Origin of the sequence: Streptomyces sp. NPDC096013 (assembly GCF_044763565.1) — a bacterium.
Taxonomy (GTDB): domain Bacteria; phylum Actinomycetota; class Actinomycetes; order Streptomycetales; family Streptomycetaceae; genus Streptomyces.
Window position 1 is genome coordinate 1217844 of record NZ_JBIWGK010000001.1, and the last position, 25608, is coordinate 1243451.

At 62.9% G+C, this 25608-nt stretch carries 23 protein-coding genes and 3 pseudogenes; 18 read left to right on the forward strand and 8 right to left on the reverse strand.

Translation table 11 applies throughout. From position 1 onward, the window contains the following. The first annotated feature begins 5 nt into the window (after positions 1–5). From ACIRB1_RS05280 to ACIRB1_RS05325, 10 genes and pseudogenes are all read left to right on the forward strand, one after another. Complete coding sequence (locus ACIRB1_RS05280; protein WP_403464907.1) at positions 6–1169, forward strand: MFS transporter; 1164 nt, start codon at positions 6–8, stop codon at positions 1167–1169. Between the two features lie 34 nt (positions 1170–1203). Further along, positions 1204–1524, forward strand: a pseudogene (locus ACIRB1_RS05285) (ATP-binding cassette domain-containing protein); the annotation flags it as partial. A 323-nt stretch (positions 1525–1847) separates the two neighbouring features. Beyond that, positions 1848–2210 carry a hypothetical protein gene (locus ACIRB1_RS05290; RefSeq protein WP_352177724.1) on the forward strand — a complete coding sequence of 121 codons (363 nt, stop codon included), beginning with the start codon at positions 1848–1850 and terminating at the stop codon, positions 2208–2210. 444 nt (positions 2211–2654) lie between these two features. Further along, positions 2655–2846 carry a DUF5678 domain-containing protein gene (locus tag ACIRB1_RS05295; protein WP_352177725.1) on the forward strand — a complete coding sequence of 64 codons (192 nt, stop codon included), beginning with the start codon at positions 2655–2657 and terminating at the stop codon, positions 2844–2846. A gap of 63 nt (positions 2847–2909) precedes the next feature. Beyond that, on the forward strand, positions 2910–3149 hold the full coding sequence (locus tag ACIRB1_RS05300; protein WP_403464619.1) for a hypothetical protein: 240 nt from the start codon (positions 2910–2912) through the stop codon (positions 3147–3149). 166 nt (positions 3150–3315) lie between these two features. Further along, positions 3316–4257: a hypothetical protein gene (locus ACIRB1_RS05305; protein WP_403464620.1), complete on the forward strand. Its 942-nt coding sequence runs from the start codon at positions 3316–3318 to the stop codon at positions 4255–4257. 163 nt (positions 4258–4420) lie between these two features. Further along, the gene (locus ACIRB1_RS05310; RefSeq protein ID WP_352177728.1) at positions 4421–5662 is read left to right on the forward strand and encodes a hypothetical protein; all 1242 of its coding nucleotides are present in this window, start codon (positions 4421–4423) and stop codon (positions 5660–5662) included. A 190-nt stretch (positions 5663–5852) separates the two neighbouring features. Next, positions 5853–6797, forward strand: a complete 945-nt coding sequence (locus ACIRB1_RS05315; RefSeq protein ID WP_352177729.1) for a restriction endonuclease — start codon at positions 5853–5855, stop codon at positions 6795–6797. A 164-nt stretch (positions 6798–6961) separates the two neighbouring features. Next, positions 6962–8173, forward strand: coding sequence for a hypothetical protein (locus ACIRB1_RS05320; RefSeq protein WP_352177730.1), 1212 nt, complete (start codon positions 6962–6964; stop codon positions 8171–8173). Between the two features lie 323 nt (positions 8174–8496). Beyond that, complete coding sequence (locus ACIRB1_RS05325) at positions 8497–9459, forward strand: hypothetical protein (protein ID WP_352177731.1); 963 nt, start codon at positions 8497–8499, stop codon at positions 9457–9459. Positions 9460–9746: 287 nt separating this feature from the next. Here ACIRB1_RS05325 and ACIRB1_RS05330 read toward each other — a convergent pair whose 3' ends face one another. After that, positions 9747–10937: a hypothetical protein gene (locus ACIRB1_RS05330; protein WP_352177732.1), complete on the reverse strand. Its 1191-nt coding sequence runs from the start codon at positions 10935–10937 to the stop codon at positions 9747–9749. 412 nt (positions 10938–11349) lie between these two features. On the opposite strand from ACIRB1_RS05330, the gene ACIRB1_RS05335 reads away from it, so the two are divergent. The 3 genes from ACIRB1_RS05335 (at position 11350) to ACIRB1_RS05345 (ending at position 13809) form a co-directional block, all read left to right on the forward strand. Further along, positions 11350–11835, forward strand: a complete 486-nt coding sequence (locus ACIRB1_RS05335; RefSeq protein WP_352177733.1) for a DUF2690 domain-containing protein — start codon at positions 11350–11352, stop codon at positions 11833–11835. 164 nt (positions 11836–11999) lie between these two features. Beyond that, the gene (locus tag ACIRB1_RS05340) at positions 12000–12290 is read left to right on the forward strand and encodes a hypothetical protein (protein ID WP_352177734.1); all 291 of its coding nucleotides are present in this window, start codon (positions 12000–12002) and stop codon (positions 12288–12290) included. Between the two features lie 928 nt (positions 12291–13218). After that, positions 13219–13809 (forward strand): hypothetical protein, encoded by a 591-nt coding sequence (locus ACIRB1_RS05345; RefSeq protein WP_403464621.1) that lies wholly within the window; start codon positions 13219–13221, stop codon positions 13807–13809. A 73-nt stretch (positions 13810–13882) separates the two neighbouring features. On the opposite strand, the gene ACIRB1_RS05350 is transcribed toward ACIRB1_RS05345, so the two are convergent. Beyond that, positions 13883–15316, reverse strand: a complete 1434-nt coding sequence (locus ACIRB1_RS05350; RefSeq protein WP_352177736.1) for a hypothetical protein — start codon at positions 15314–15316, stop codon at positions 13883–13885. Positions 15317–15726: 410 nt separating this feature from the next. Here ACIRB1_RS05350 and ACIRB1_RS05355 point away from each other — a divergent pair, with 410 nt between their 5' ends. Then, positions 15727–16143: an Lsr2 family protein gene (locus tag ACIRB1_RS05355; protein ID WP_352178270.1), complete on the forward strand. Its 417-nt coding sequence runs from the start codon at positions 15727–15729 to the stop codon at positions 16141–16143. A 334-nt stretch (positions 16144–16477) separates the two neighbouring features. Here ACIRB1_RS05355 and ACIRB1_RS05360 read toward each other — a convergent pair whose 3' ends face one another. The 3 genes from ACIRB1_RS05360 to ACIRB1_RS05370 are packed head-to-tail and all read right to left on the reverse strand — an operon-like array spanning position 16478 to position 17975. Next, entirely contained in the window at positions 16478–16834 is a 357-nt protein-coding gene (locus ACIRB1_RS05360; RefSeq protein WP_352177737.1) for a hypothetical protein, read from the reverse strand. A gap of 60 nt (positions 16835–16894) precedes the next feature. Beyond that, on the reverse strand, positions 16895–17296 hold the full coding sequence (locus ACIRB1_RS05365) for a recombinase family protein (RefSeq protein ID WP_403464908.1): 402 nt from the start codon (positions 17294–17296) through the stop codon (positions 16895–16897). Beyond that, on the reverse strand, positions 17181–17975 hold the full coding sequence (locus ACIRB1_RS05370; RefSeq protein WP_403464919.1) for a hypothetical protein: 795 nt from the start codon (positions 17973–17975) through the stop codon (positions 17181–17183). The genes ACIRB1_RS05365 and ACIRB1_RS05370 overlap by 116 nt, the downstream gene beginning before the upstream one ends. 126 nt (positions 17976–18101) lie before the next feature. On the opposite strand from ACIRB1_RS05370, the pseudogene ACIRB1_RS05375 reads away from it, so the two are divergent. From ACIRB1_RS05375 to ACIRB1_RS05385, 3 genes and pseudogenes are all read left to right on the forward strand, one after another. Next, a pseudogene (locus ACIRB1_RS05375) lies at positions 18102–18797 on the forward strand (AAA family ATPase); the annotation flags it as partial. Between the two features lies 1 nt (position 18798). After that, a pseudogene (locus tag ACIRB1_RS05380) lies at positions 18799–19601 on the forward strand (ABC transporter permease). After that, the gene (locus ACIRB1_RS05385; protein WP_403464622.1) at positions 19601–20407 is read left to right on the forward strand and encodes an ABC transporter permease; all 807 of its coding nucleotides are present in this window, start codon (positions 19601–19603) and stop codon (positions 20405–20407) included. The pseudogene ACIRB1_RS05380 and the gene ACIRB1_RS05385 overlap by 1 nt, the downstream one beginning before the upstream one ends. Before the next feature lie 166 nt (positions 20408–20573). Here the strand turns inward: ACIRB1_RS05385 and ACIRB1_RS05390 are convergent, their stop codons facing one another. Further along, positions 20574–21851 (reverse strand): YhgE/Pip domain-containing protein, encoded by a 1278-nt coding sequence (locus ACIRB1_RS05390; RefSeq protein WP_403464623.1) that lies wholly within the window; start codon positions 21849–21851, stop codon positions 20574–20576. Between the two features lie 123 nt (positions 21852–21974). Here ACIRB1_RS05390 and ACIRB1_RS05395 point away from each other — a divergent pair, with 123 nt between their 5' ends. Continuing rightward, positions 21975–22547, forward strand: a complete 573-nt coding sequence (locus tag ACIRB1_RS05395) for a TetR/AcrR family transcriptional regulator (RefSeq protein WP_403464624.1) — start codon at positions 21975–21977, stop codon at positions 22545–22547. Between the two features lie 126 nt (positions 22548–22673). Here the strand turns inward: ACIRB1_RS05395 and ACIRB1_RS05400 are convergent, their stop codons facing one another. Continuing rightward, entirely contained in the window at positions 22674–24380 is a 1707-nt protein-coding gene (locus ACIRB1_RS05400; protein WP_403464625.1) for a DUF2264 domain-containing protein, read from the reverse strand. Between the two features lie 79 nt (positions 24381–24459). Next, the gene (locus tag ACIRB1_RS05405) at positions 24460–25503 is read right to left on the reverse strand and encodes a rhamnogalacturonan acetylesterase (RefSeq protein ID WP_352177745.1); all 1044 of its coding nucleotides are present in this window, start codon (positions 25501–25503) and stop codon (positions 24460–24462) included. Between the last annotated feature and the right edge of the window lie 105 nt (positions 25504–25608).

Below are 25608 nucleotides of genomic sequence, written 5' to 3' on the forward strand. Positions count from 1 at the left end.
CCGACATGGTCACGAGCCCGCCCGCGGCCGACCGGCTCTTCACCCGGTCGGCCGCGGTCGCGTCCTGCGCCGGCTTCATCCTCATCGGCATGCTCCAGGCCCTCTACGGCCCCGCGGTCCCGGGCCTGCGCCACGAGTTCGGCCTCTCCCCCGCCGGTGCCGGTCTCGGCCTGAGCCTGCACTTCACGGGCGGGGTCGCCGGTGTCCTCGCCTTCAACGCGATCCACTCCCGGATCAGCAACAGGGCGCTTCTGGCGTGGGGTTACGCCCTGATGGCGGTGGGCGGCGCGGGCTTCGCGCTCGCCCCGGACTGGCCCCTCGCCCTGGCCGCCGCGTTCCTCGCCGGTCTCGGGTTCGGCGGGAACGACTACGGCCTCAACCAGCTCTTCGCCATCGGCTTCGGCGACCGCTCCACCGCCATGCTGAACGTCCTCAACGCCCACTTCGGCATCGGCGCGGTGCTCGGCCCGGCGCTCATCGCCTGGTTGGGCCCGGACGCCTACCCGTACGCGTTCGGCGCGTGCGCGGTGCCGGCGGCGGTGCTGGTGTTCGCGGGCTCACGGGGCGTACGGACACGTGTGTCCGACGCCGCGCCGGCGCCGGAGAAGCCGCGGGCGCCGGGTGTGTCGCGGGTCCTCGTCGGCTTCCTCGTCCTCTACGTCCTCAACGTGGCCGTCGAGGCGGGCGTCGGCGGCTGGGAGCCGACGCATCTGGAGACGGTCGGCTACAGCGCGACCGTGGCCGCGTCGGCGACCTCCGGCTACTGGCTGATGATGACGGCGGGCCGCTTCCTCGTCGTACCGGTCACGCTGCGCCACGCCCCCGAGCGGATTCTCGCGGTGTGCGCGACGGGGATGACGGTGTGTCTGCTGCTGACGCTGGCCGAAGGAGCGGCACCGGTGGCGTACGCCGGTGTCGGCCTGTTCATCGCGCCTGTCTTCCCGACGGGCCTCGCCTGGCTCAACTCGGCGCTCCCTGGGGCCAGGCGGGCGGGGGCGTGGGTGATCGCGGCCTCGAACGTCGGCGGGGTGGCGGCTCCGCCGCTGCTCGGTGTCGGGATCGAGGCCTCCGGTATCCACGCGGTGCCCTTGCTGTTGACCGTGCTGTCGGGCGCGTCGCTGCTGGCGACGCTCCGGCTGATCCGACTGACGAGGAGGTCTGTGTCATGAACGCACTGTTCCGGCTCACCCGAAGGCTGATCCAGTGAGCGCGAGCAGCATCGAGGTGCGCGGGCTCTCCCGTACCTTCCACACAACTGTCCGGCGGCCGGGGCTGGTCGGCGGTCTGCGCTCCCTCGTCAACCCGGAGCGCGTGCCCAAGTACGCCGTCTCCGACGTGACGTTCGACGTCGCCCCGGGTGAACTCCTGGCCCTGCTCGGCCCGAACGGCGCCGGCAAGTCCACCACCATCAAGATCCTCACCGGCATCCTGAGGCCCACCTCGGGCGAGGCCCGGGTCGCGGGTGTGGTGCCGTACGAGGAGCGGGAACGCAACGCCCGTAACATCGGGGCGGTGTTCGGGCAGCACATCACTTCAGGAAGTGGTGCGGACGCGTCCAGTCTACCGCCGGACGGCCGCCCCGTGCAGGTGCTCTGACCTGCAAAGATAGCCCAATCCGGGGCCGGTTGGCCCGTTGGTGCGGCTCGGGCGATCTTGACGCACGCTCGCCCTGGTGGACTGCGGCTGATGATGCATCATCCGGCGAGGTTCGACCGCGTGGAGAGCGCTTCATCAAACGGCGCACATCCGGCCATGGTTGGCCTATTGGCTCCCTCAGGTGACCAGCCGTAGCATCGGTCTGCTCGTGGCTTTTGCACCACGTATGCGGTCTTGCGCGAGGGGGCGCCGTGCTGCCAGGGGATGATCTCTACGACCTATGGGGCAGCTACCTCCAAGACGAGTGGCGACGTGAGCGGTTCATCAAAGCCATTGAAGCCATGGAGCAGATGAACGCCGAGAAGCGCACCCAGCTCCGCGAGGACATGGCCCAGTACGTGGCCGGTAAGCCAGCCAGTAGCACCCTGCGCGACAGCTTCAGGCAGTACATCGAGAAAGAAGCCGCCCATGTCGATGGACGTTCCTCAACCGAGAGACCTGGCACGCCAACAGGGTCCGGGACCGACACCACTAGCCAAGCGTCAACCGAAGGAGATGGACCGGGCGACGACGATTGCGCTTCTCCAGGAGCGGAGTCGGGTCCTTCTGACTGACATGCGGCTGTAGAGAGCCATCCTGGCAAAGGAATTCCCTCAGGTAACTTACCGAGAGCAACCCCAAGCAACAGGAGGGCCGCAACCTGTAGGACTGTGCCCACTACCTTAAGAATCAACCACCACATCGGAGGGTCCTCCTCTGGGTGGTGCATGATGTCTTTGGCGTGGCTATCAATGTCACTGGGGCATCCATCACCCTTGGGGTGGTTGGCACGGTCTTGATGTTCGTAGGAAACTCAACGGTCGTGGATGCAATGAACCGATGGGGTAATCGATCGTTGCCACATTTCAAATGGGGCAACCGCATGCAGATGATTGGCTTCAGTATCACCATCGTTACATTGTTGGTTAAGTAGCCAACGCAATAATGCTTCATAGTCTGATCTTGACTTGCGGGCTCGACACGTCATAATGAGCCTAATAAATAACTGGAGTAGCGCCATGGCAGCACGAGACTGGAGCAAGCTCTATCAGAAATACCGGGGCCAGTGGGTTGCCTTGCAGCAAGACCAGGTGACGGTCATAGCGTCGGCTGGCCCACTGACTGAAGCCATGGACGAGGCCAAGCGCCTGGGCTTTGAGAGCCCCATAATGACTAAGGTGCCGATGGAGCTAAAGCTACTCGTCGGCTAGCCTATGAAATTCAGTTATTCCCGTTAGGGTAGCGCGACTGAACCCCGCCCCATCATCCCGCTGATGCTCCCAACGAAGCGGCGGGCTTTTGAGTACATGGCACTGGTGGACTCCGGGGTCGACCTGAACGTTTTTGATATCGAGATCGCCATAGCCCTGGGCATCAACCTCAAGGCCGGTGAGGCCGTCGACATCGTGACCGTCATGGGCGGTGTTGAGACGGTCTTCTTCCATCCCATCACCATCACGGTGGGCGGGGAGTCGCATCGAGACCCGGGCGGCGTTCCGGGAGCGGTCCTCTGACTACGGCGTTGTTGGTCAAAACGGCTTCTTCGACCACTTCGTCATCACCTTCGACCGCCAGGCCGAGGAGGTGGAGATCAAGCGCCTGGCTGCTCACTCGCAAAAATAGGAGCACCAGTCGCCGCCGAGTTGCGTACAGTGATCCCGGCCTGAAAGGAGGCTAACCGTGGCGCATGCCAACCCCAACGAAGATCTGGCACCAGAGCAGTTCCCCGATCTCAACCGATCCTTCTACGGCTCTGATCCTGCGGACTACTTCCGCAAGCGGTTGGACCTGCTGCTTCTGGCCGCAGCCAAGCCGCGCGAGCTGGATGCCATGCTGGCTGACGGGTTTAGCTATGGTGACCTAACCATCAAGCAGCAAGAGGGCGAGCCAACCGACGAGGGCATGACTTCTCTCAAAGCCTTCATCTCCGCCGAGGCCGAAGTACTCGTTCATCACGCGTCTGAGGCGCTGCTGCGTCTGTATCTCGCCCACGCCGAGGGATCACCCTGCCCATGGCTAGAGTGCGCCGGTCTGACCAGTTTCAAGGTGTTCAAGAAGCGAGTTGCTCAGCTTCGAGACGAGCCCATCCCGGCAGAAGACATAAGTCGGGTTTTTCTGGGGCGCATCAGCGATGGGTCGGATGATGAGGTCCAGCCGCACATCCGCACAATGAGGCGCTTTCTGCGTCTTGTTGCCGCACGTCTCCTGAGTGACAGTAACCTGTACAACTCAGCTAAGCACGGTCTTGCAGTCCTCTCAGGTCCAGCCAATCTGGTGGTAACTGATGATCAAACTGGGGCGTCCTTCGGTGGCGGCGGTCCAAGCTTGAGCTACCTGGAGATCGAGACCAAGGAGAACAAGGACCGTCTGTGGCGGCGTACAACTCGATGGATTGACGCTGAGCAGACGATGATTCAGACCCACGCGATCATCACGGCCATGGTTAGCCTCTGGGACGTTGCTAAAGCCAGGTATACCGGTCCTGAAATTGAGGGCGTCCACGTTCTAACGTCTGAAGCAGTGGATCAATTTGCAGGATTGGGCGGAACAAATGCCAGTCCGTTCACACGCAGCAGCTTCAGTCTGGCCTACTACCAACCGCTACCGGTCGAGGGCACCTGACACCTCGATCACGGCTTGGGCACGCCCCTTGTGCTGCCGCTCATCCGGCTATCTGATCGCGCGGCCGGCGCGGACCGGACCAGCCGATGGCGAGACATGCCCCCTGCCCGCGTGGTCAGGAAAACCGCTATTTGATACCGGGCGTTCTTGTTATTATCTGGACATGACAGGCCTTCTAGACCAAATCGTTGATCACTACCTGGGCTCGGGCGACTTCAACGGCTACTTCTTTCACGAGGAGCCGGAGGGTGTCCGGCGCACGGCCGTTGGCCTGCTTGATGACGGACTCATTGAGGTTGTAGGCGAGGCCGACTACCCGAACCCGCACATCCGCCCTTGGCCGAACCGACGGCCAGTTGAGCAGCAGCGGGACGACATCAATAACTCAGGCACCGAGCGCGGCGCCATCTGTCTCTACCCGACGGCCAGGGCCCTGGAGGGCCGACTTGATGCGCAACTGCATCATGACGAGCCGTACCGGCGTCGGCTGGCCGAAGGGCGTGGAACGCTGGAGCTGGCCTACTTCAGGTTCGACGTGCTGGAGAGCTACCGCAACGACCCTCGCTTCCACTTCGACTTCGATGACTTCGGGGTCAGGATTTCAGTCTCGGATGAGGTCTACTTGGACGAGGACGAAGATCCGGATGACAAGACTTCGATCTACCACGTGGGCTTTGCCTACAACGAGACGACCATCAAGCGGGACAGTACTGAACCCATCACGCGCTACATCTGCGCCTTCCTGGGCGACCTGTCCAAGCTGACTCCGGGCCACCAGCAGCGATGGCGAACCTATGAGGTCACCGCGAAGCCGGAGGCGAGGCCTCACCCGGTATGGATGGCCGCCCAGATGGGGCACTGGCCTGATGGTCTCGGCCCGTTCGCCCGGTTCTTCTTTGAGCTGGAGGCCTGGAACAAGCTCCACACGCAGGCCTTCGGGGTGCCACTACTCAAGACAGTGGACCGTCCGCGAGAGTTCGGGTGGGTACTTCGTGCGTCCCAGCATGAGTACGACGCGTTCATCCACCAGCTCGACAAGCTGCTCTCCGAGAACCTGCAACACAAGGCCTTTGATGCGGCTGACGTGCCACGCAAGGACGAGAATGACCAGCCCATCGGCAGCCTGAACCGACTGGATCGCCTCCTAGCCAAGCACAACATCCCCGAAGGCGACCGGCGAGGCGTGCTCAAGCCCCTGCGGGACGTCCGTACCGCGCGGCAGAAACCTGCCCACACCGTGCGCTCGAACGTCACCAACAAGAACTTCATCCGCGACCAGGCCGAACTGATGGCGCTCGTCGTTGAGAGCCTGATGCTGCTTCGCTCGTTCTGGCAGAACCATCCGAAGAACGCTGGATGGCAGGAGCCGGACTACGTTGCCGACGACCGCTACTACTGGCTCTGACGAGTACCAGCCACAGCGCGGGTACTACCCGTCATCAGCTTGTGTCATCGCATCGCCGGCGCCCATCGGATGACGGACCATCACGGCTCCTTGGATCAAGCCTTGTCGTACAGGCTGGTCATCGACTGATCGCGCGGTACCGTGATAGGTCGGTGACCGTGAGTGCGTGGTGGTCTGCGGAGGGGGACGGATGCAGGACAGCGCCCGTAGCAAGTCGATGAACCAGAGTGCTTACCTGGCGCTCGTCGAAGCCTTGACGTTCGTCTTCTGGAACAAGGGGCCGTTTGAGCTGTACGTGAGGGGCATGCTCAAGGACCACAGCGAGCTCCTGGCGCAACTGAGCTTCCAATCGTCCACCAAGCGGGAAGTGTCCGGCCAGTTGGTCAAGCTGCTGCGCGCCAATGAAGCCCGATACCTCGATGTGACGGTCGCACTCATGCTCGACATCGCGGCCATGGAAACCTTCCCCAACCTGGTGTCCCAGGAGGATGCTGCCGACAAGGTAGCCAAGGCGACTGCCGCCGTAGCTGAACTGAAGCGCTGGACTGCCAAGCAGCGGGAAGTCATTGCGGAGCACGAGGCACACGCGGTCGCCATCGCGGAGAGTGCCAAGCTAGCCCAGGACGGCCGGGCGTTCGCCCAGGCCCATGATGACCTGAAGCAACGCTTCATGGTGATGTACTCGGCCACCGACAAGCACCAGCGGGGCCGGGACTTTGAGGGCTTCATCAACGAGCTGTTCGCGCTCTACGACCTGGAGCCGCGGGCGTCCTACGTCATGGAGCATGAGCAGATAGATGGCGCGTTCTCCTTCGATACTGACCACTACGTCCTGGAGGCGAAGTGGTGGAAGGACGCCATCGGGCGGCCGTTGCTCGACATCTTCAAGGCGAACATCGAGCGCAAGGGCAAGAACACCCTCGGCCTCTACATCAGCATGAGCGGCTTCACCTCGGACGCCCTAGACGTGTACGCGTACAGCACGCCGTTCATCACGATGGACGGCCTGGACTTCATGGCCGTGTTGGATCAGCGCATCCGCCTGGACGAGCTGATGACCCACAAGAGGAAGCACGCCAGCCAGACGGGGCACTGCTACCTGCCGGTTGCCAAAATCTTCTCGCAGTCGGAGTAGGCGGCAGTACAGGCCATCATCCGCTTGCGCCATCGCCCCGCCGGCTCGGGTAAGCATGGGCGAATGATGCAAGCATGAACCCCATTTGATGACCCATCGTCATACAGCTTTGAGGCTACCGGAATTCGGTAGTACTAGCCGATTCCTAGGCGTAACATAACCAGATGGACTATCAATCGGCGCACGACCTTCCCTCGTTTGTGGAGTTGAAGAGACAGCTCCAGGGCCTGCGAGCGCTGAGCCTATTCTCCCGGAAGCAACGGGCAACTGTGAAAACCCTTGAGCAACAGATCAAGGGTCTGGGTGACACCGTGGATCAGTATTACAACCTCCTCGGGCCCCGAAATTGGATCTTCCATGACACGTTGTCTGTCAGTGACATCACCGTCCTTTTGAATGAGAATCCCGATGCGGGGGAAGCGGAAGCCGGGCTAATCGCGCTGTACAACGACCCCGACAATCTGCGCCTCATGATTGCGCGACTTAACCAATTGCCCGCCATGCGCAAGAGGATGGCGCTCATCCTTACAGCTCAGGACGATTACTTCGCCGAGAGGTACTACGCCTGTATTCATGTTCTGCTGAGCGTGATGGATGGATTTGTGAACGAGTTTGAGACCGTGCGTCGTGGCTTGCATGCTCGGGAAGCGGAGGAGCTTCGCGCCTGGGACAGCGTGGTTGGGCATCACATGGGACTGACCAACGCGCATAGGACGTTCACCAAGGGAAAGAGCGCCACGAACGAAGAGCCAGTATTTGAGTTGTACCGCAACGGTATCGTGCACGGCAGCATACTCAATTATGACAACGTGATTGTAGCGACCAAGGCATGGAATCGCCTCTTTGCCGTGGCCGACTGGGCACAGGCGCGGATTAAGGAACAGCAACCGCCTCCAGAGAAAGCGAGCTGGAAAGAAATCTTCGCCCAGGTCGCCGAGAACGATAAGCGCAAGCGCGCCAATGAGGCATGGCAATCATCCACCCTGCACCCCGGAGAAAGTGGCTTTGCCGAGCATCCGGCGAGAGAGCTAGTCGATGAGTTCCTGACTGCTTGGATAGATAAAAACTACGGGCAGATGGCTCAAAAAATCTCGACTGAGGTACGCCAACCGCACGGCAATGCCATGCCTCGACTGGTGCGGATTGAGTACGAAGGACTCGATCTTAAGAGCTACGAGATCGAGGCCATTGACCACACCGCTCCGGCCGTCTGCCTGATCAGGGTAGCGCTGTGCTTTGCGGACGGTTCCCAGCAGACCGTGAATCTGCGCTGGCTCTATGAAGATGGTGATGGGCAACCAGTCGCTTCATCGCTACCCGGGGTCTGGCGTCTGCGCAACTGGGGTCCAATGACGTTCATGAACGCGACCGCATGATGACGGCCGCGGGGCGTCGGCATGAGCGGCAGCCCAGCGTGATCAGAGCCCGCTGAACGTGCTTGGACTACGGGAGTCGCCCTTGGGTCGTCCGCTGGCTGGCTGACGCGCTACAGCAGCTCTACGTCGGCCAGGAGCCAAGCGGATGACGCACCATCGCGCGGGGCCGGCGTGGCCCGGATGATCCGCTATGGCGTATCAGGCACGTAGTGGCCTCGGGTCGGGTGCCAACCGTCGTGAAGATATGGATAGTTGGATCAAAAGCCTCCCCACTTGGGTGTAACTAGGGCACACTGGCCGCCTGTTGAGCAGCGAGGTGGGGGATGGCGGACACCAACACTCCAGATGCGGACACTCAGCCAAACGGCTCGGGAGGCAACCAGCAGCCGCAGCCGATGAGCAAGAAGGTCAAGACATTTGTCTGGGCGGCAGTGCTTGTGGGCTTGTCCGGCAGCATTACTGCAATCACGCAGGGTGCCGTCTCGTGGGTGACCGATGGCATTGCGCACCCCTTCAAAGATGATGACGCCAAACCAAAGCCCTCAAGCCCCAAAACCGGCCCGACTACAAGCATGGCGAAAACGCCTTTCACTGCAACCTTGGAGCAGCCAAGTCCTTGGGATTCTTGTGAAAACGGCAGCGGAATGGTGTATTTGAAGCCGCCATCTCTCGCGGCCATCGACACTGAGTGGAAGCGGCGCTGGGTGCCGCCGTACGACATCATGGGGCTGAAGTCGAATTTCGATAAAAAGTACCTGGGGGAACCGGCTAACTTCGTCATCCTGAAGGTGCAAATCCATGGCACGAGTGACGAAGCCATCACGATCAATGATGTATCGATCGTTCCGGTCAAGGTAGCCCCTGCCCCGAAAGCCCTGCGTCTGAAATCGGAAGGGGGTTGTGGGGGGAGCGGTGAAAGCCAGTTCTCTATCAACCTGGATTCGCCGGGCCAGCGAAAGGTGTTCAAGGTTGGTAAAGATGAGTCTGATGCTGAGTTGGTTCGACGTTTTCCTTACCAGGTAACGAAGAGCGTACCGGAAACAATGGAGATCTTGCCCTTTACTAATGTGAGTGACTATAGCTTCAGGCTAGCGATCTCATGGGCCAGTAGTGCGGGTAAGAGCGTCACGGTGGTGGGTGACCTCAACCATGGCAACCAGCCGTTTCGCGTTGTATCCGGTGCTCAGTCTGAGAAGTACAAAATCGGGCAGGATGCAACGGCGCGTCCGTACGCTGAGACAAAGGTAGATGATCCGTTCGACGAGCTGCCTGCGGAACAGCAGTAACGGTCGGGGCGAGATGACGCACCATCGGGCGTGGTCGGCATGGCATGGAGGATGGCGCATGGACACGCAAAAGCACCCCCGACACGGGAGCCGAGCTCAGGGCTACCGAGGAGGAGAAGCCCGTTAACCGTGCCAGGGGTGCGTTTTGGGGTGATCCTCTATGCAGCCGTAGCCGCAACGTCATCAAGCGGGACTATGGGAAGGCAGCGGACGGGCGTGATGCGGAACTCTAGCTGTGCCTTCACTACCATGCGGCCTCTTTCGTGATCTATATTTTGTGCCACATCCTAGAGCTTGTCGATGCACTCCCGCAGCAGGGCATTCACGTGCGACCCGAGGGGTACCAGGTCGTGCATTGAGATAACATCTTTACTGGTACGAATGTGACGATGAAGCACATCGTCTGCCTGTGTTTTGAAGTCCAGGAGCCGCGCCATGTACTTCTTGTCTGTCCGGGTCCACTTGTAGCTGCTTATGGCGGACTCAAACGAGGTCTGCCCAAGAATCGGTGGCACGTGATCGATGACGGCCCGCACCAGCGCATGGCAAGCATAGGGTCGATCCTCGGCGTAACAGTCGTTGAGTTCACGCAGCAGCTTCAGCAGCTTGTCCAAACTCCACTTGGTCTGGCCCTGCGTTCCTTCCAGCTCCTTGATGAGCTCTTCATTGATGTACTGCGGCGGCTCCTCGGACGGCAGGACGGTACGCGGGCTGACGGCTCCCGTAACAGTTGGTAGACCGCCTGAAAACCTTTCTTCAAGTGACAACCGGCCACCGGAAGAACCAAACACCGATGCCATGGCTGGCAGTGGACTGGCCGGAATAGTGATGTTGTTGGCTGCCATGGTCAGCTCAGAAACCCGCTCCACATAGCCGGACAGATCATCAACACCCCGGTACTCTTTGAGCCACTTGTGAAGCAGGAATTGCCAACTACCTGGGTCACTGCCCCACGGTCGGTAGCCACGCCGCAGTACCGGCTCACGTTCGAAGACGCCCGGCAAAGCTGCAACGAACTCGTCCGTGACGGCAGGAAAGTCGCGCTTGAATTGCTCCGAGTTGACGTACGTGTCCTCGCTCTGGTCGGGGGACGGCACGATGGCACGCTGATGCTTAATGAGGTACTGCAAGACGGAAATGAAGTTGTCACCGAAGAAGTGCCGCAACTCAGGCGAGTGGAGACCAGCAGCAGCAGTGAGGGCCGGACGGCTGTCATCTGCCAACCGGGCCCGGTCGTACCAAGTCAGCCCATATGAAGCGCCAATGGGCCCGGTAGACCCGACTACCGGCAAAGACTTGAGTACTTGCTCAGCATCGTCGTAGCCCAGGTGGTCCATCATCCCGTCGACGTAGCGCCAGAACGGCCACTGCCCATCCTTGAGGAAGGGTTCGGCCATGACCTTGAGCAAGGTGAGTTGGGCATCATCGAGCGGGTCTGTCAGGGCTGGCATGGTTGGTCCGATCTTGGAATGATCCACACAGATGCCCAGATCGTACGCCGCCCTACTGACACTCAGCCAGGACATTGAACGCCGCTGATCAGCGCCACGGGGCAAGGGAGTTGTAGGGCCGGATGGCTGCTAATCCACTGTCATGAGGCGGCGCCGGCGGAGCGATGACCTAAGCGGATGTTCGGCAAGGCAGCCTCAGCTGATGGCTGGCAGCCAGCAGTAACGGTGACGTCGGCCCCTGTTCCTGAAAGGCGAGGGACGCGCTACAGATACAGGAAATTGAACTTCATGCCGCCATCCATTTGATGGGTCGCTAGCGTATTGGTCAATTCTGCTTACGGTTACCACAAATGCCTACACGAAAGGATTGACGGGCTTTCTTTGATTGTTTATATTCATTTAGTCCCGATTCGTGCACGGATCATCCGTGGGAGTACCCATGAAAGAACTACTGACGAAGATCAGAGGCAAGGCCGGGAGGGTGGGCGCAGTTCTTGCCCTTCTGGCTGGAACGACTGTGGCAGGAATAGCCATGGCGCCGACCGCTTCGGCAGCGAGTTGCTACGGTGACTACTGCTCCGGCCAGGACCCGGCGGCCACTGGTTGTGCCGCAGATGGAGTCACGGTGGCCGCGACGGATGTCTACGTGAACAACTGGCTGGGCCAGAGGGTTTACGGCGGATTCCTGGAATTGCGCTGGTCGCCCAATTGCAAGACGAACTGGGCGCGCTTCTCGCCGCAGCAGGGCTTCTCGTACAACCTCACGGCGTACCAGCCTCAGACCGGCTATCGCCAGGACTACAGCAAACCGGCCTGGGCAACCGCCTGGACGTCGCAGATATACTCGCCGACCAAGTGCGTCTACGCAGAGATGCATTCGACGGGCTTCTACTTCACCGGCACCACCAGAACGGCCTGCATCTAGAGGCCGTCCATATGTCTAAAGCCCTTGTCGGAGTATAATCCGAGAGGGGCGTTTTCTTATTAATCAAGAATTAACCTACGAGCTCTTCACTTTTTCGTTCCGACTTTGGAAAAACTCTCTTCGCGACATTAGCATTCGTCTTTGCCTGGTTTGCTTTGTGGCTAGTGGACTATGCCGTGCGAGTGCAACTTAATATGGATCTTCCGTATTTACAGATGGCTGCACCTCTGGCTAGCTTGCTGGTTCTCTACCGGCTCACCGACAAACAGCCTATTTGGGTGCCGCTTGTGGCAACGCTCGTTGCTGCATCGTTTGCATGGCTATCAGTCCGCGCTACCTTCCCGTTGACGCTCAACCAGGAAGGCGCGAGCGTGATCGTGGTGGCCCTCATTGCCGTTCTCGCTTACTGGGTCTACCAGTATGCCGTTCTTCGCTTTGGTGGCGACAAGGCCTAGCCTTTAGCGCAGAGCTAGCAGGTAGCAGAAGTGGAATTGATCAGTCCGATTACGTTGCCACTCAGAGTAAGGTCGGTGCGCGCGTTCGATAGTCAGTCCGGCCCCGTCGTGTCACGCTAGGGGTATCGACTGAAGGCGACACCATAGACCAGACGCACTGGGAGTGGCATGGGAAGTCCTACGCCAGCACCACCCCGACAGCGTGGCAGAGTTCATGAGGCCATAAAGACGCTAGGTGGGCTGTTAACGGGAATCGGTACTGTAGGAGGTTTTGGTCTTGGAGTGCTCATCTTTTACTTGGGTCATCAAACAGGTAGCGATGGAAAGTCTGCTCCCACTCCCAGCGTGACGGCATCTCCAAGGATAAACGTTCAAATAGAGTCACCAGCGGATGGTGCTTCTGTTCCACGATGCATCCCAGTTAGAGGTACAGGGCATGCGCTCCCAGGTCACTCCCTGTGGATTGGGATTCAGGTTCCTGGTAAACAAAGCTACCTAGACAAGCCTGTCTCCATGATGGATAGCGACCACTGGTCGGCTGACGGGATCGCTGTGGGCGCCATAAATGCAGTCGGCGTAAGTCGCGTCCTCGTTGTTGTCGATGTTGAGGGGCCGATGGATAAGTGGCTCCGGTCCCTGACAATCAACAACAAGCTAGGCTGGTACGCCCAAATCATAGGTCCTGATTTTGCCCCGGGAATCCATGTAGTACAAAAGCGCAAGGTGCTACGTGACAGTTCTACGGGCGGCCCAGATTGCTCTATACCGCCGGGGTGACGGCACAGTGCCATGGTGCCACGAATGCAGCACGGCTGACGCGTAGCGTGTGACTCTTCTACCTCGCCCAATGTATCTGGTGGATCATCAAACACGCTAAGCCGTTTGGGTACCAGGTGCGCTGGCTACGGGCGAGTCATTATGAAACTGCTTGGCAAAGCTCGATCATGCCGATGTGACGACAGCATGTGAGGCGACGGCATGGGCATATATCGGCCCTTTGGTTGGCGTGGTGGTGGGCGGTGGCTTCACTTGGGTTATTGCTGCCCTGCAAAGGAGAAAAGAACACCTGTCGGTGCGAAAGATGACTTACAGTGCGTGCGCGACGGCCCTCATGACTCATTACACTGCTTTGCAATCACTCAAGTATGAATTCCACATGCCCATGCAAAACGCATCACTGGCGGCAGAGCGTTTTAACAAAATGTCATCCCTGAACACTGTGGCGATACAAAGTGTCGCGGCAGTTATGGTTGAGGGGCCGTCGCAAACCGTCCGCGTCGCAGAAGAAGCAGCCCGAGCCCTCGAACGGTCGTCAGAGAAGCTGCGGCACTGGATTGTTTCGGGAGGGGGTGAGCCACGATCGTCAGATTTGGATAATTCCTACGGCGATGTTAAAAGGTTCATGGTGGAGGCTCGTATTTCGCTTAGGTATCCGCCACGTGACGAAGAGATTGAGGTCGTCACCTGGCAAACTCGTGTAGACAATTGGCTTAAACGACCCAATAGGGGCTTGAGGTAGCCATAATCCTACGTCGCACATTTTCCGACATGGCTGCCGGAAAACGGCTCTGGGCGCACACGTGTGCACGTGACTAGCTGAATGGATATTTAGCCCATGCTGCCTCGTGCAGAGGGTTTTTGTCTCCCTGCTGGTAGTGCTCGCTCAACGCCGGGCCTAGATGCCAAGTTGCCTGCTCACCGCTGACGATTCCTTGAAGTATGGGGTTGATGTCTTCTCGCTGGCCAATGGCTACCAACATCTCGATATCCCGGGCGGATGCGACGATCACTGGTACGTCAGTATCGGGAAGGAGCTTGCGCACGAAGACCCCGTTCATTCCGTATGCCGAGTCCAGCGTGGCTACGATCCCGATAATGGGCAGATCCCGTGGTACTTCCTCACCTAGCTGCCCGTCAAGTAGAGCTTTGTGAGTGCGGTTAAGTTGCGTGAAAGCCTTTCCAATAGTGTTCTGCAGCTGTGTCTCAAGGGTTTCATCGCCGATGCGGCTGCCAAGAGTGAACCGCGATGCCTTGGCCTCAACGAGCAACAGATGGCTTCCCAGGTTGACAAACCAATCGACAGTCTTCACATGGTCTTTCTTCACCCGGTACTCAATCTCGGGTGTAACCGTAGCGTGTGGCAACGCCTCAAACTGACGGCCAACGTAATCCTCGAAGAGCTCGCCCATATCCCGAGCAAAGGCCACTCCGAACCGCTTGATTCCCGCATAGTAGAGCTCGATGGGCGATAGCTTGCGGGTAACGAGGTGAGGAACTGGAGCCAAGGCCCGGCCATCTGGCATTTGGATGAACGGACGTTCTGTGAGTGGGTTAAACGTGTACTGCGGCAAGAGTGCGTTGGCCGGCGCCTCGGCGGCCTTTGCCTGAAAGCCTGGGATGTCAATCAAGTAGTGGTTCTTGCTTACGCTCTCGATAGTGTGCCGGGGGACTTCCTCCAGTACATCCGCGAAGTTGGGCTGATCGAGCCACCCCGGATCGTAATAGCCGTGGTTGTAATAAGCCCCGCCGTGGAGTAGAAGCCCCACACCAACGGCTTCAGTGACACTGGCCCCCAGCAACTCATGCAGAGTCTCTTCGGAGATAACTTCACAAGGCTTTCGACCGCTGTACCCGTTGAAGAAGGCATCTGCGCGCGCTACTTCCTCGGAACCTGACTCCTGATACGGGAACTGTTCAAATGCGATCCGCGTCAGTATAGAAAGCGGCGTAGCCAATGGGCTGCCAGCAGTTTCCAAGGGTGTGATGTTCGCGTACAGCAGGCAGCAGCGCGCCAAGTCGGTCTCTCTGGGAATGGTAGACCGATATGGGTTACCGTAGAGCAGTGACGCTTGCGCGGTCGCCGCGAGCGCCCATGGAAAGTACGGACTCCAGCGCATGACTTCTTCATCCTGGAGGGCACCGCACTTGGTTGCTATCAGCTCAAGAAGGGCCTGCTGGTTGAACCTGCGGACTTCGTTCTTGAACATCGCGTAGGTGGTCCGTTCCGGGTCCACTCTGATCTCCATGGGGCGCAGTATGCCATAGCGGGTCATGAAACCGGTACTAATTTTCGGTATCCCCCTATTGTCCCCTGCCCTGCTTAGCTTTTGATGAGACCCCGGACCAGAAAGTAGCCCCGGTTTTCGGTCTATGTTTGGCACTTCGACTCAGGCCTTTCTTCGCCATGTACTTTACTATTTATAGTGTTACTTCTGTTGGACACGTTTGACGGAGTGGCGAGACCAATGCACATCTCGTGCGGCGGTAGCACCTTCAAAAGCTGGAGCGCGGCTCGATCTCCTGAGCGCTAGCGCACCATTGGGCCGCGCGCCGGCGGAAGGCTCATAAGGATGGATAGCGGCTATCCCCTGTTCACCGGCGAGATGCCATGGTGCGAGTATGAAGACCTCGGCCTCGACGGTAATCCGCCGTGGCGGTGTCCAGACCAAGCAGCCATTGTGTTGCCTCTGACTGGCCATTTCCATTTTTACTGCGACCTGCACGCCGACTCACTGCGCCGGGTGATTCACAGACTCCTAGATGCGCGTGGTGTTCTCACCGAGAGATCGACCTGTCCGACGCCAACGCCAAGAAGCTCCGTGACGCCTTGGCACCGTTCAACAAGGCATCCCGCCTGGTCGACCCCAAGGTCGGTGGGCGGCGGTTCGCCAACAGTGGCAACGGCCAGATGGGCTTTGCCTACGGTGACTACGACAGTCAGGCCGTCCGCACTTGGGCCCAAGAGAACGGCATCGAGGTGAACGACAAGGGCCGCGTGCCGGATGACGTCGTGCGCCAGTACTTCGCTGCTCAGCAGCAACAGCAGTCCGCAAATGGTGCTGCCGCTCGCTGACCAAAGGCGCCCCGGGCGGGGCTTCCCCTACCCCGTCCGGGGTCTGGCCCTCGTAGGTGTTCACTTACGAGGGCCCTTTTCATGCCTGAGTACTGCTTGTACTCAGGCGCCGCCGACTGGGCTTCAACAGGCCCGATGATGCTGGGCAATTGGCTCGATTGAGCGTAAAATGAGGACAAGTAATAGAGCGTTGGCATGAAGCATTCGAGCACAAAGAAGGCACCCCAACACCGAAGTGATGAGGTGCTTTCAGCCCAGCTGGTTCAAGACTGGGTGAGCAGTCAGCTTGTAGATGCGCCCGCCTTGAGTGCCAAACGCACGAAGCGCGTGGCCGCTATTCTTGGTGGAACACGACCTGTAGCCTAGCCGGATCAAACCGGTTAGCCCTATGACCAGCCCGGTTGAGGACGATGGCCGCAAAGGTCTCGTCCGCTATGGCACGCCGCTGTTCAAGAACCAGGTCGGGCCACTGCTCCGCAATACTGGTTACCTTGGGCCCTGAAGTCTTGCGAGTGTACTTGGTGCGCTCCTTCATGAGCTCGCTAGTCTTCTTGTCTAGCTCCCGAATCTTCGGCCAGATGTAAGCGCCCATGTCCGAGTTTTCTTGGAACTGGGCAAGCAGGCTCGCTTTTTCGGCGCGGGCTTCTTCTAGCTCGGCTGCTTTGGGCCACGGCGCAACTTCAATCGTCACGCGCTGCTGGTCGTAGCGGGCAAACAGAAGCTCACGGATGAGTTGGTCAATGGCGTTACCCTAGCCGGTGTTCTTGCCGCAGCCGTCCCTACAGACGTAGATGAAGCGGTTACCCGGCTGAGCCATGCCGTTCATCTTGGCGCCACAGTTGCCGCAGCGGATGAGCCCGGACAACCAATACTTACGCTTGCCCGAATACTCCCCCGCCCCGAGGCGATCGTCATTGGTGCGCTTGTCGACTACGGCTAGCCAAACATCCTCGTCCAAGATGGCGTCGTACTGACCTTTCACCGGCTCACCATCCGGGCCGATGATGTCCCGCTTTTGAAGCGGCACGGTAGTTGGGTTATAAACGCGCCACCCGACCATACGCGGAGACAGCAGCATGTGATTTAGCGTCCGGCGACGCCATGGGTTGCCTTTGGTGGTGCGCTTCCCTTGCGCGTTCCACCTCCCACCGATGGTGGCCGGTCCAATGTCCGCCAGGATGTTTGGCCGCTTGCCGGATCTGCTCGGCTTCTTCCTCGATGATGGTGCGCTTGTCGTCGGCCCAGCCGAAGGGACGGTTACCACCAACGGGGATACCCCGGACGGCGCGGGAAGCGTGACTGTCCTTGAGCCTGCGTGATGTTGCAGCCGAAGCACCGTTATGGACGGCCACTATGTGGCGGGCCGCCTGGCGGCCGTTGTCGGTGAGTAGGTCGAGTGACCCACGGATATCAAGGATGGGCCGGTGGAAGTACTGGACAACCTCAATGGCGTCTTCTAGATGCCGGTTGTCACGGGTAAGGCGGTCAACGTCGTAGACGATGAGGCCATTGACAGCCGTATGCGGGTCTATGCCGTCCAGCGGCGTGAAGTGACCCGAGACCGGTGAGCCGTTCTTGAGGTCCTTTAGCGAGCCTTCAAAGACGGGCCGGATGACGCGGTACACCGTGGTGCCGTCGGGCTGCTTAACCCGCTTCTTCTTCCAGGCGGATGTGTCGGGCTCGTCGTAGGTGCCGACGTAGTTGCCGCCCCGAGACTCAACGTATGACCGGCAAAGCTTCTCCTGCTCGTCCCGGTTGTTGATGTCCAGACCGGTGAGCGGAGTACCGCGAGAACTACGGAACGGATCGAGCTCAAAGGACAGACGAACCAAACCGGCGAAGTTAAGCCCGGTTAGGTCTCCTTGGTGTGCCCTTACTATGCTGTCGGCCGGTGATGACACTGCGTGATCTCCTGTTACTTAATGTAACATCGATCACTTCCTGTGCCAATGTGCTGCGGGCAGCGCACCCAGCTGTGGTGGGACCTCCCGGTGCGTGAGTCGTTCGCGATCCTGCGGGACATCTACGAGGTGCCGAGGGACCAACACGCGGCGCGGTTGCGGGAGTTCGACGACATCCTCGAACTGTCCGCGTTCTGGGACACCCGCGTCCGGCATCTCTCGCTCGGCCAGCGGGTGCGCTGCGATCTGGCCGCGGCCCTGCTGCACGACCCTCCGGTCGTCTTCCTCGACGAGCCGACCATCGGCATGGACGTGGTCGTGAAGGAGCAGGTGCGGGAGTTCCTGCGGCACCAGGTCGAGGAGCGCGGCCGTACGGTCCTGCTGACCACGCACGACATGACGGAGGTCGCCCGGCTCGCCGAGCGGGTCGTCCTCATCAACCACGGCCGCCTGGTCCTGGACGGCACCCTCGACGAGATCCGCCGGACGTTCGGCTCGACCTGGCAGATCCGCGCGACGCTGGCCGACGCGCACGCCGAGGTCGTACCGCTGCCGGGCATCGCACTCGTCCGGCGGGACGGCCCGCAGGTGGTGTTCGGCCCGGACGGGGCCGAGGGGCCGACCGTCCATCAGGCGCTGAACCAGGTCATCGAGCGGTACGAGGTGACCGAAGTCGCCATGGACGAGGCCGACTTGGAGGACGTGATGCGGGCCGCCTACGTCCAGGCCGGGCCGCCGGCCGAGGAGGCCTGATATGGCCGCCCCGTACGCCTGGCGCGCCGCCCGTGTCACCCCGCTCGGTGAACTGCTCGCCCCGCCCCGCATCACGGCCGCCCTGCTCCGCCTCACCGTGCAGGTGGTGCTGGTGGCGTCCCTGTGGCGCGGCCTGTACGCCCACACCGGCCCCACCGCCGGGCTCACCCGCGACCAGGCGGTGACGTATGCCGTCCTGGCCGTACTCGCGTCCCGGCTGCGGGAGTTGGACCAGTACGCGGGCCGGGACAGGTCCTTCAGCACATGCACTTCGGCACGATCATCTACTGGTACCTGCGCCCGCTGCCGCCCCAGCGCTACTACGCGCTGCGGGCGTTCGGCGAGCAGGTGTACGGGCTGGCCTGGGCGCTGACGGGTTACGTCGTCTGTCTCGCCGCCGGTGTCGTCGCACCGCCCAAGTCGGCTGCCGTGGCGGGGGTGTTCGCGCTGACCATGCTGCTGGGCCAGCTCGTCCTCTACTACGTCATGCTCGTCATCGACCAGTTGTGCTTCTGGACGCTCCGCAACGGTGCCGCGATGCTCATCCTGATCTTCGCGCAGAACCTGCTGTCCGGCGTGTACGCGCCGCTGTGGTTCTTCCCGGGCTGGTTTCTCACGATGAGCGGGTTCCTGCCGTTCCAGGCGACGTTGAGCGTGCCGCTGTCGATCTACGTCGGCCGGGTCCCGCTGTCCGACGCGGGGGCCCAACTCGCCCTCCAGGCCGCCTGGGTGGTGGCCCTGTCCCTGTTCACCCGGTTCCTGTGGCGGCGCGCCGCCCGCCGGGTCGTGGCCCAAGGAGGTTGATGTCGGTGAACGCCGTCCGCATCGTCTGGCGCATCACGCGCCTCAACTTCCGTGCCCAGCTGGAATATCGCACCGAGTTCCTGCTCATGATCGCGATCGGCGCGATCTGGCAGGTGTCGGTGATCGTGTTCGCGACGGTGCTGCTCACCCGGTTCGCCGGGATGGGCGGCTGGGACAGCTCGGACGTGCTGCTGATCCCGGCGACGCGGATGATGGCGCACGGCCTGATGGTGCTGGTCCTGGGCCGGATGCACGGCATCGGCCGGTACATCCAGGAGGGTCGTGTCGACATCTACCTGGTCCGCCCGATGCCGGTCCACCGCCAGGCACAGCTGGAGTACTTCCCCACCAACGCGATCGGCGACCTGACGGTGGCGACCGGCCTGATGATCGGCGCGCTCAGCCGCAGTCACCTGGACTGGACGCCGGGCCGGATCGCGTATCTGATCGCCGCGCTCCTCGGCGGCATGCTCCTGGAGGCGGCCCTCTTCACGGCCGTGGCCGGCGCGTCGCTCCGCTTCCCGTCCGCGGACTACTGGAGCCGCTGGCTGGAGGACCTCCTCGGCACCTTCGGCAGCTACCCGCTCAACGTCCTGCCCCGCGCGGTCGGCGGCTTCCTCACCTACGCCCTCCCGCTCGCCTTCGTCGCCTACCTCCCGGCCGCCGTACTGACCGGCCACGGCCACGACACCGGCGTCCCGTACTGGCTCGCCGCGATCTCACCGCTGGTGGGCGTCCTGGCGTACCTCGGATCACGGCTGCTGTGGCGGTGGAGCCTCGCGCACTACACGGGGGTGAACGGGTGAGCGCCGCACGGGAGTTGTGACCTGGGTGTCACAGGGGGCCGACATCGCTCCTCCGACCAGCGCGCCCAGCGGCCGTATCGAACCGTTGCCGGAATCCAAGATCCGAGGGTGTTCTCTCAGAAACCCTGAGAGTCAACTCTCGGACCTTCCGGACCAATTGACCGGCTCACGCAGGCTGCGGCGTCAGGCGCTTGTGGCCCTTTCTGTCGTAGTACTGGACCATCGCGAAGCCGAAGAGCAGGCCGATCGCCGCGCCGATGCCGATCATGGTCCACGCGCGGCTGAGGCCCGCGTCGCCGCGGGCGTCGAAGTAGAGGATCGCCCTGACGCCGTCGCTGAGTTGGCGCATGGGCTCGAAGTGGGAGAGGAAGCGGTAGAAGCCGGGGACGGCCTGGAGGGGGACGGTCGCGCCGGAGGAGGGGAGGCCGAGGACGATGAACACGAACATGGAGATGAGCTGGCCGATTCCGCCGAACGCGGCGTTGATGGCCTGGACGCCGAGGCCCACGGCGAGGGCGGCGCAGTAGGAGTAGATCCACAGGAGCGGGATGTGGGTCGCGTCCATGCCGAGGATGCTGACGCTGGCGAGCATGATCAGGGAGACGCTGAGGACGGTGATCCCGGCGGTCATGACCATCTTCAGGACCAGCGTCTGGGTGCGGTTGATCGGGACGGTGGGGCGGCGGGTGTGCCAGGGGCCGATCTCGTTGTCGGCGTAGCCGAGGCCGGTGTCGACGCCGTTGCTGATGACGTTGCCGCCCATGAATCCGGCCAGGACCAGCAGCAGGGTGTAGTAGAAGGCGGTCAGGCCGATGCCGCTGTTGGCGCCGATGGGGTGGCCGACCTGGGTGGTGACGGCGACGGGGTCCGCGAGGAGCAGTTTCTGCGTACCGTCGGCCTTCGGTGCAGCCGCGGTGAGCTGCTTGCCGATGGCCAGGGACGCCTGCTGGGCCGCGGTGGTGCTGATCCGGCTGGCGAGGGAGGAGCCGAGGCTGCCCTTGCCGGGGTTGGTCAGCACGGTGATCGTGGGGCGGGCGGTGGCGTTCGCGGTGGTCAGCGCGGCGACGGAGTTCGTGAAGTCGGCGGGGATGACCAGGGCGCCGTAGACCTTTCCGGCGTCGAGTTCGTCCTGTGCCTGGGCTCTGGTGAGCATGCGCCAACCGGCCGCGCGGCTGCTGGAGTCGGCCGTGATGGAGTGGGCGATCTGGGTGCCGAGGTTCTGCCGCTGCCCGGTGAGCGGTCTGCCGGTGTCGCTGTTGACGAGGGCGATGGGCAGCGCCTTCAGCTCGCGGTTGGGGTTGACGATGCCGCCCATGTAGAGGAGGGACAGCAGGAATGCGAGCAGGCCGGTGAGCACGGTGGGGATCAGCCACAGCTTGGGGCGGCCGAGAAGTGCGCTGGCGCGGAGGCCGGTGGGGGCGGGGGTGCCGGAGTCGTCGTCCATGGTGGTCAAGTCTGGAGTCGGAATCCGGTGGGGACGGCGGTGAAACGCGCCGGGCGCCCGTCTTGTTATTGGCTATTGTCCTAGGGGTCACGTCGTCGCAGGTCAGAGAAGAGGTGGTGGGCCGTGGCACGCGCGGGACTCACCGCCGACCGGGTCGTGTCGGCCGCCGCCGACCTCGCCGACGAGGTCGGCTTCGAGAACGTCAGCCTGTCCGCGCTCGCCCGCCGGTTCGGCGTGAAGGACGCGAGCCTGTACTCGCACGTCCGCAACCTCCAGGACCTGCGCACCCGGGTCGCGTTCCTCGCGGGCGGCGAGCTGATCGACCGCATCGCCGTCGCGGTCGCCGGCCGCACCGGCCGGGCCGCCCTCGGCGCCTTCGCCGACGCCTACCGCTCCTACGCCCTGGAGCACCCGGGCCGGTACGCGGCCACCCAGATCCGCGTCGACCAGTCCCTGGTCGCCGACTCCCCCGCCCTGCGCCGCACCGCCGAGATCACCTACGGCATGCTGCGCGCCTACGGCCTGGAGGAGCCCGATCTCACCGACGCCGTACGGCTGTTGAGGAGTACGTTCCACGGCTACTGCGCCCTGGAGTCCACCGGCGGCTTCGGCGCGTCCCGTGACGTACAGCGGTCCTGGGAGCGGGCGGTCGACGCACTGCACGTGGCGCTGACCCGGTGGCCGGGCGAGAGCTGACGGAACCGCCGACGGGCCCGCCCCCGCCGTGGAGCCAAGGGTGGACGCCACCGGTGACCTGGCGGTCCTGAGGAACGCCACGCCGACCTGGGCCTACGTCCCGTCACGCCGACTGCGCGTCCCCGCTCAACAGGGCGTCACCGACCACGACGAGCCTCCGGATCGCCCGGCCGACTCCGTGAACCGGAAGCCCACCCGTCTGCCGTCGGCCCACTGGACGCAGACGCCGTGATCCCCGTCGACCTCCACGGACACCAGGTCCGCGAGGGGACGGGGGTCCGGCTCCGCCGTGAGCCGGGCCAGCGCGACGAACAGGGCGGGCCCGTCGCCGATCACGCCTTCGCCCTCCACCAACCCGTGCAGGGAGACGAGTTCGGCCACCGCCGGCTCCCCGGACGGCCACCCCGTGACCCGCACGGTCGTCCCCGCGACCGCGCCCACCACCAGATGGGCCCGCACCTCCACCGCCCCCTCGGCCACCACCAGGCTGATCACCCGGGCCCCTCCGGCGGCCGTGTGCCCGGAGGCGACCCAGCCGTCCCCCACCCCCAGCGGCACGATCTCCGTACGGCTCGGATCGCCGCCGACGATCACGCTGTTGTCGTACGACGACGAAGGCGCCGTCACCGTGGAGTAGGCGAGGCGCGTGTAGTACGGGTCGTAGCGGACGTCCTCGCTGCCGTGGTTGTGGAGGCGGACCAGGCCGTCCGAACTCGTCGACTGGAGCAGCCAGTTGGCGGGCGCGACCGGCGTGACCGCGTCCTCCCGCTCGGCCGGGCCCGGTTCCTCCGTCACCGTCCACACCTCGTGGTCCGGCGGGAGGAGCAGGCCGAGGAAGCCCTTGCTCGCCCAGTACGGCGAGGCGGGGCCCGAATAGCCTTGCAGAAACGCCTCGTCGGGGCCGTGCCAGCCCAGGGTGAGCAGACCGTGGGCGTCGACCGCGTCGCGTTCCAGGAAGTACTTCAGGGCGCCCGACGCCAGCCGTCGCGTCTCCCCGGGCCGCAGGGGCGTACGGCCCGTCAGCGCGCCGAGCCACAGCGGGGCCGTGGTCGCGAAGCGGTAGGTGAGGGAGCGGCCCTGGAGCATCGGGGCGCCGTCGGCGCCGAACAGGCGCGCGTAGTCGGCGAGATGGCGTTCCAGGCGCCCGCCGTAGAGGTCGAGGAGGCGGGAGTCGTCGGCGAGCCAGGCGTGCAGGACCGGGTAGAGGTGCATCGCCCAGCCGTTGTAGTAGTCGAACTTGCGGCCGTCGCCGTCGGTGTACCAGCCGTCGCCGACGTACCAGTCCTCGATGCGCGACAGGCCCCGGTCGACCGCCTTGCGGGACGCGTCGACCTCGTGGCCGACGTCCTGGAGGAAGCCGCCGACCGTGACGGGGAACAACTCCCAGTTGCAGGGCCAGGGTTCGGCGGTGAGGGCGTCGGCGAGCCAGGCCGCCGCGCGCTGTCGCACGGGGTCGTCGAGGCGGTCCCAGAGGAGGGGGCGGGTCAGGCGCAGGGCGAGGGCGATGGAGGCCGCCTCGACCAGCGGCTGGCTGCGGTCCTCGATGCTCGGCCAGACGCCGGCGACACCCGCGGCGAGGCCGTCGGCGTAGCGCTCCAGTGCCGTCGCGTCACGGCGGAAGGCGGCCAGCAGCAGGGTGCGGGCGTAGCCCTCCAAGCCGTCGGAGAGCCTGCCGGACCAGCTGGTGTGGGTGCCGGGGAGGTGGTAGAGCGCGCGGTCCTCGGTCGCGTACGGCTCCACGGCGGCGAGGAGGGCGTCGGCCGCCGTCTCCCAGTGGGCGCGGGTGAAGCCGGTGCGGGGGCTCGACGCGCGGTCGTAGGAGGGCAGGTGCATCGGCTCGCTCTCACGCTGGAGGGGGTGGAACCTGGGGCGCCCCGGTTCCGGTCGGAACGCCCCAGGGGTCTGTCGGGTCTCACCCCACTCGTACCCGGCTCTCCGGCAGCAGATGCCGGGCGACGAGTGCGTCGCGGACCAGGCCCGCGTACACGGTGGCGCCGTGCGCGGAGGTGTGCGTGTTGTCCTTCTTCTCGTTGTAGAGGTAGAGCGCCTTCGAGCCTTCCACTCCCAGCGATTCCACCAGCGCCTTGGTCTGCGCCGTGAGGTCCACGAGCGTTACCCTCTCGGCCGCGGCGACCGAGCGGATGACACCCGGAAGGTCGACGCCGAGCCCGTTCACCAGCAGCGCGGTGTCGTTGTCCAGTGTGCCGTCGGCATTGAACCAGCGGCGGACGATCGGTGTCACGAGAACCGGACGGCCTCCCCTGTCACGGATACCCCTCACGAGCGTTTCCAAGTTCGCGCGATAGGTCGCCTCGTCGGTGGTCTTGTCGTTGTGGGCGAGCTGGACGAGGACGAGGTCGCCGGGGCGGATCAGCGGCTCAACCGTCCCCCACAGCAGGGGATTCTCCAGGTAGGTCACCGTACTCTCCCCGGAATCGGCGTAGTTGGCGACGGAGACGCCCTTCCGGAGGAACTGTGGCAGCTGTTGACCCCAGCCCGAGTACGGGTCGCCCGGCTGGTCGCAGACCGTGGAGTCGCCGATCAGGACGACCTGGCGGGCGTGGGGCGCGGGTGTGACGCGGATGCCGGCGAGTGCGGGGGCGGTGCCGCCGAGGGTGAGGTCGAGGCCGGGGGTGCCGTCGGGGCCGGTGGGTTCGCCCTCGGGGGTGCGGACGTCGACCGTGAAGCCGCGGGTCACGGTGGAGCCGGCGGCGGTGGCCGTCTCGGGGAGCAGGGAGCGCCGGGTCTCGCCGCTGATGGCCGTACTCGCCGCCGTCGCGCCGCCGAGGCGGACCGTGACGTCGTAGGTGCCGGGCGGGACGTCGAAGTGGCAGGCGGTGGCGGTGCAGTGGGCGAGGCCGGGCGGGGGTGTGCGGTCGTGCGCCTGGGCGGGTGCGGCCGACAGGGTGGTGCTCAGGGTCAGTGCGGCCAGCAGGGCGAGGGTGAAACGTCTCATGCGTGGCTCCTCCGTCCGACGACAAGGCCTGGCGGAGGACCGTACCGCTCCGGACAAGCGCTTTCTAGAGTCTGGTCAGTTTTCACGTCCTCGCCAACTCCAAGG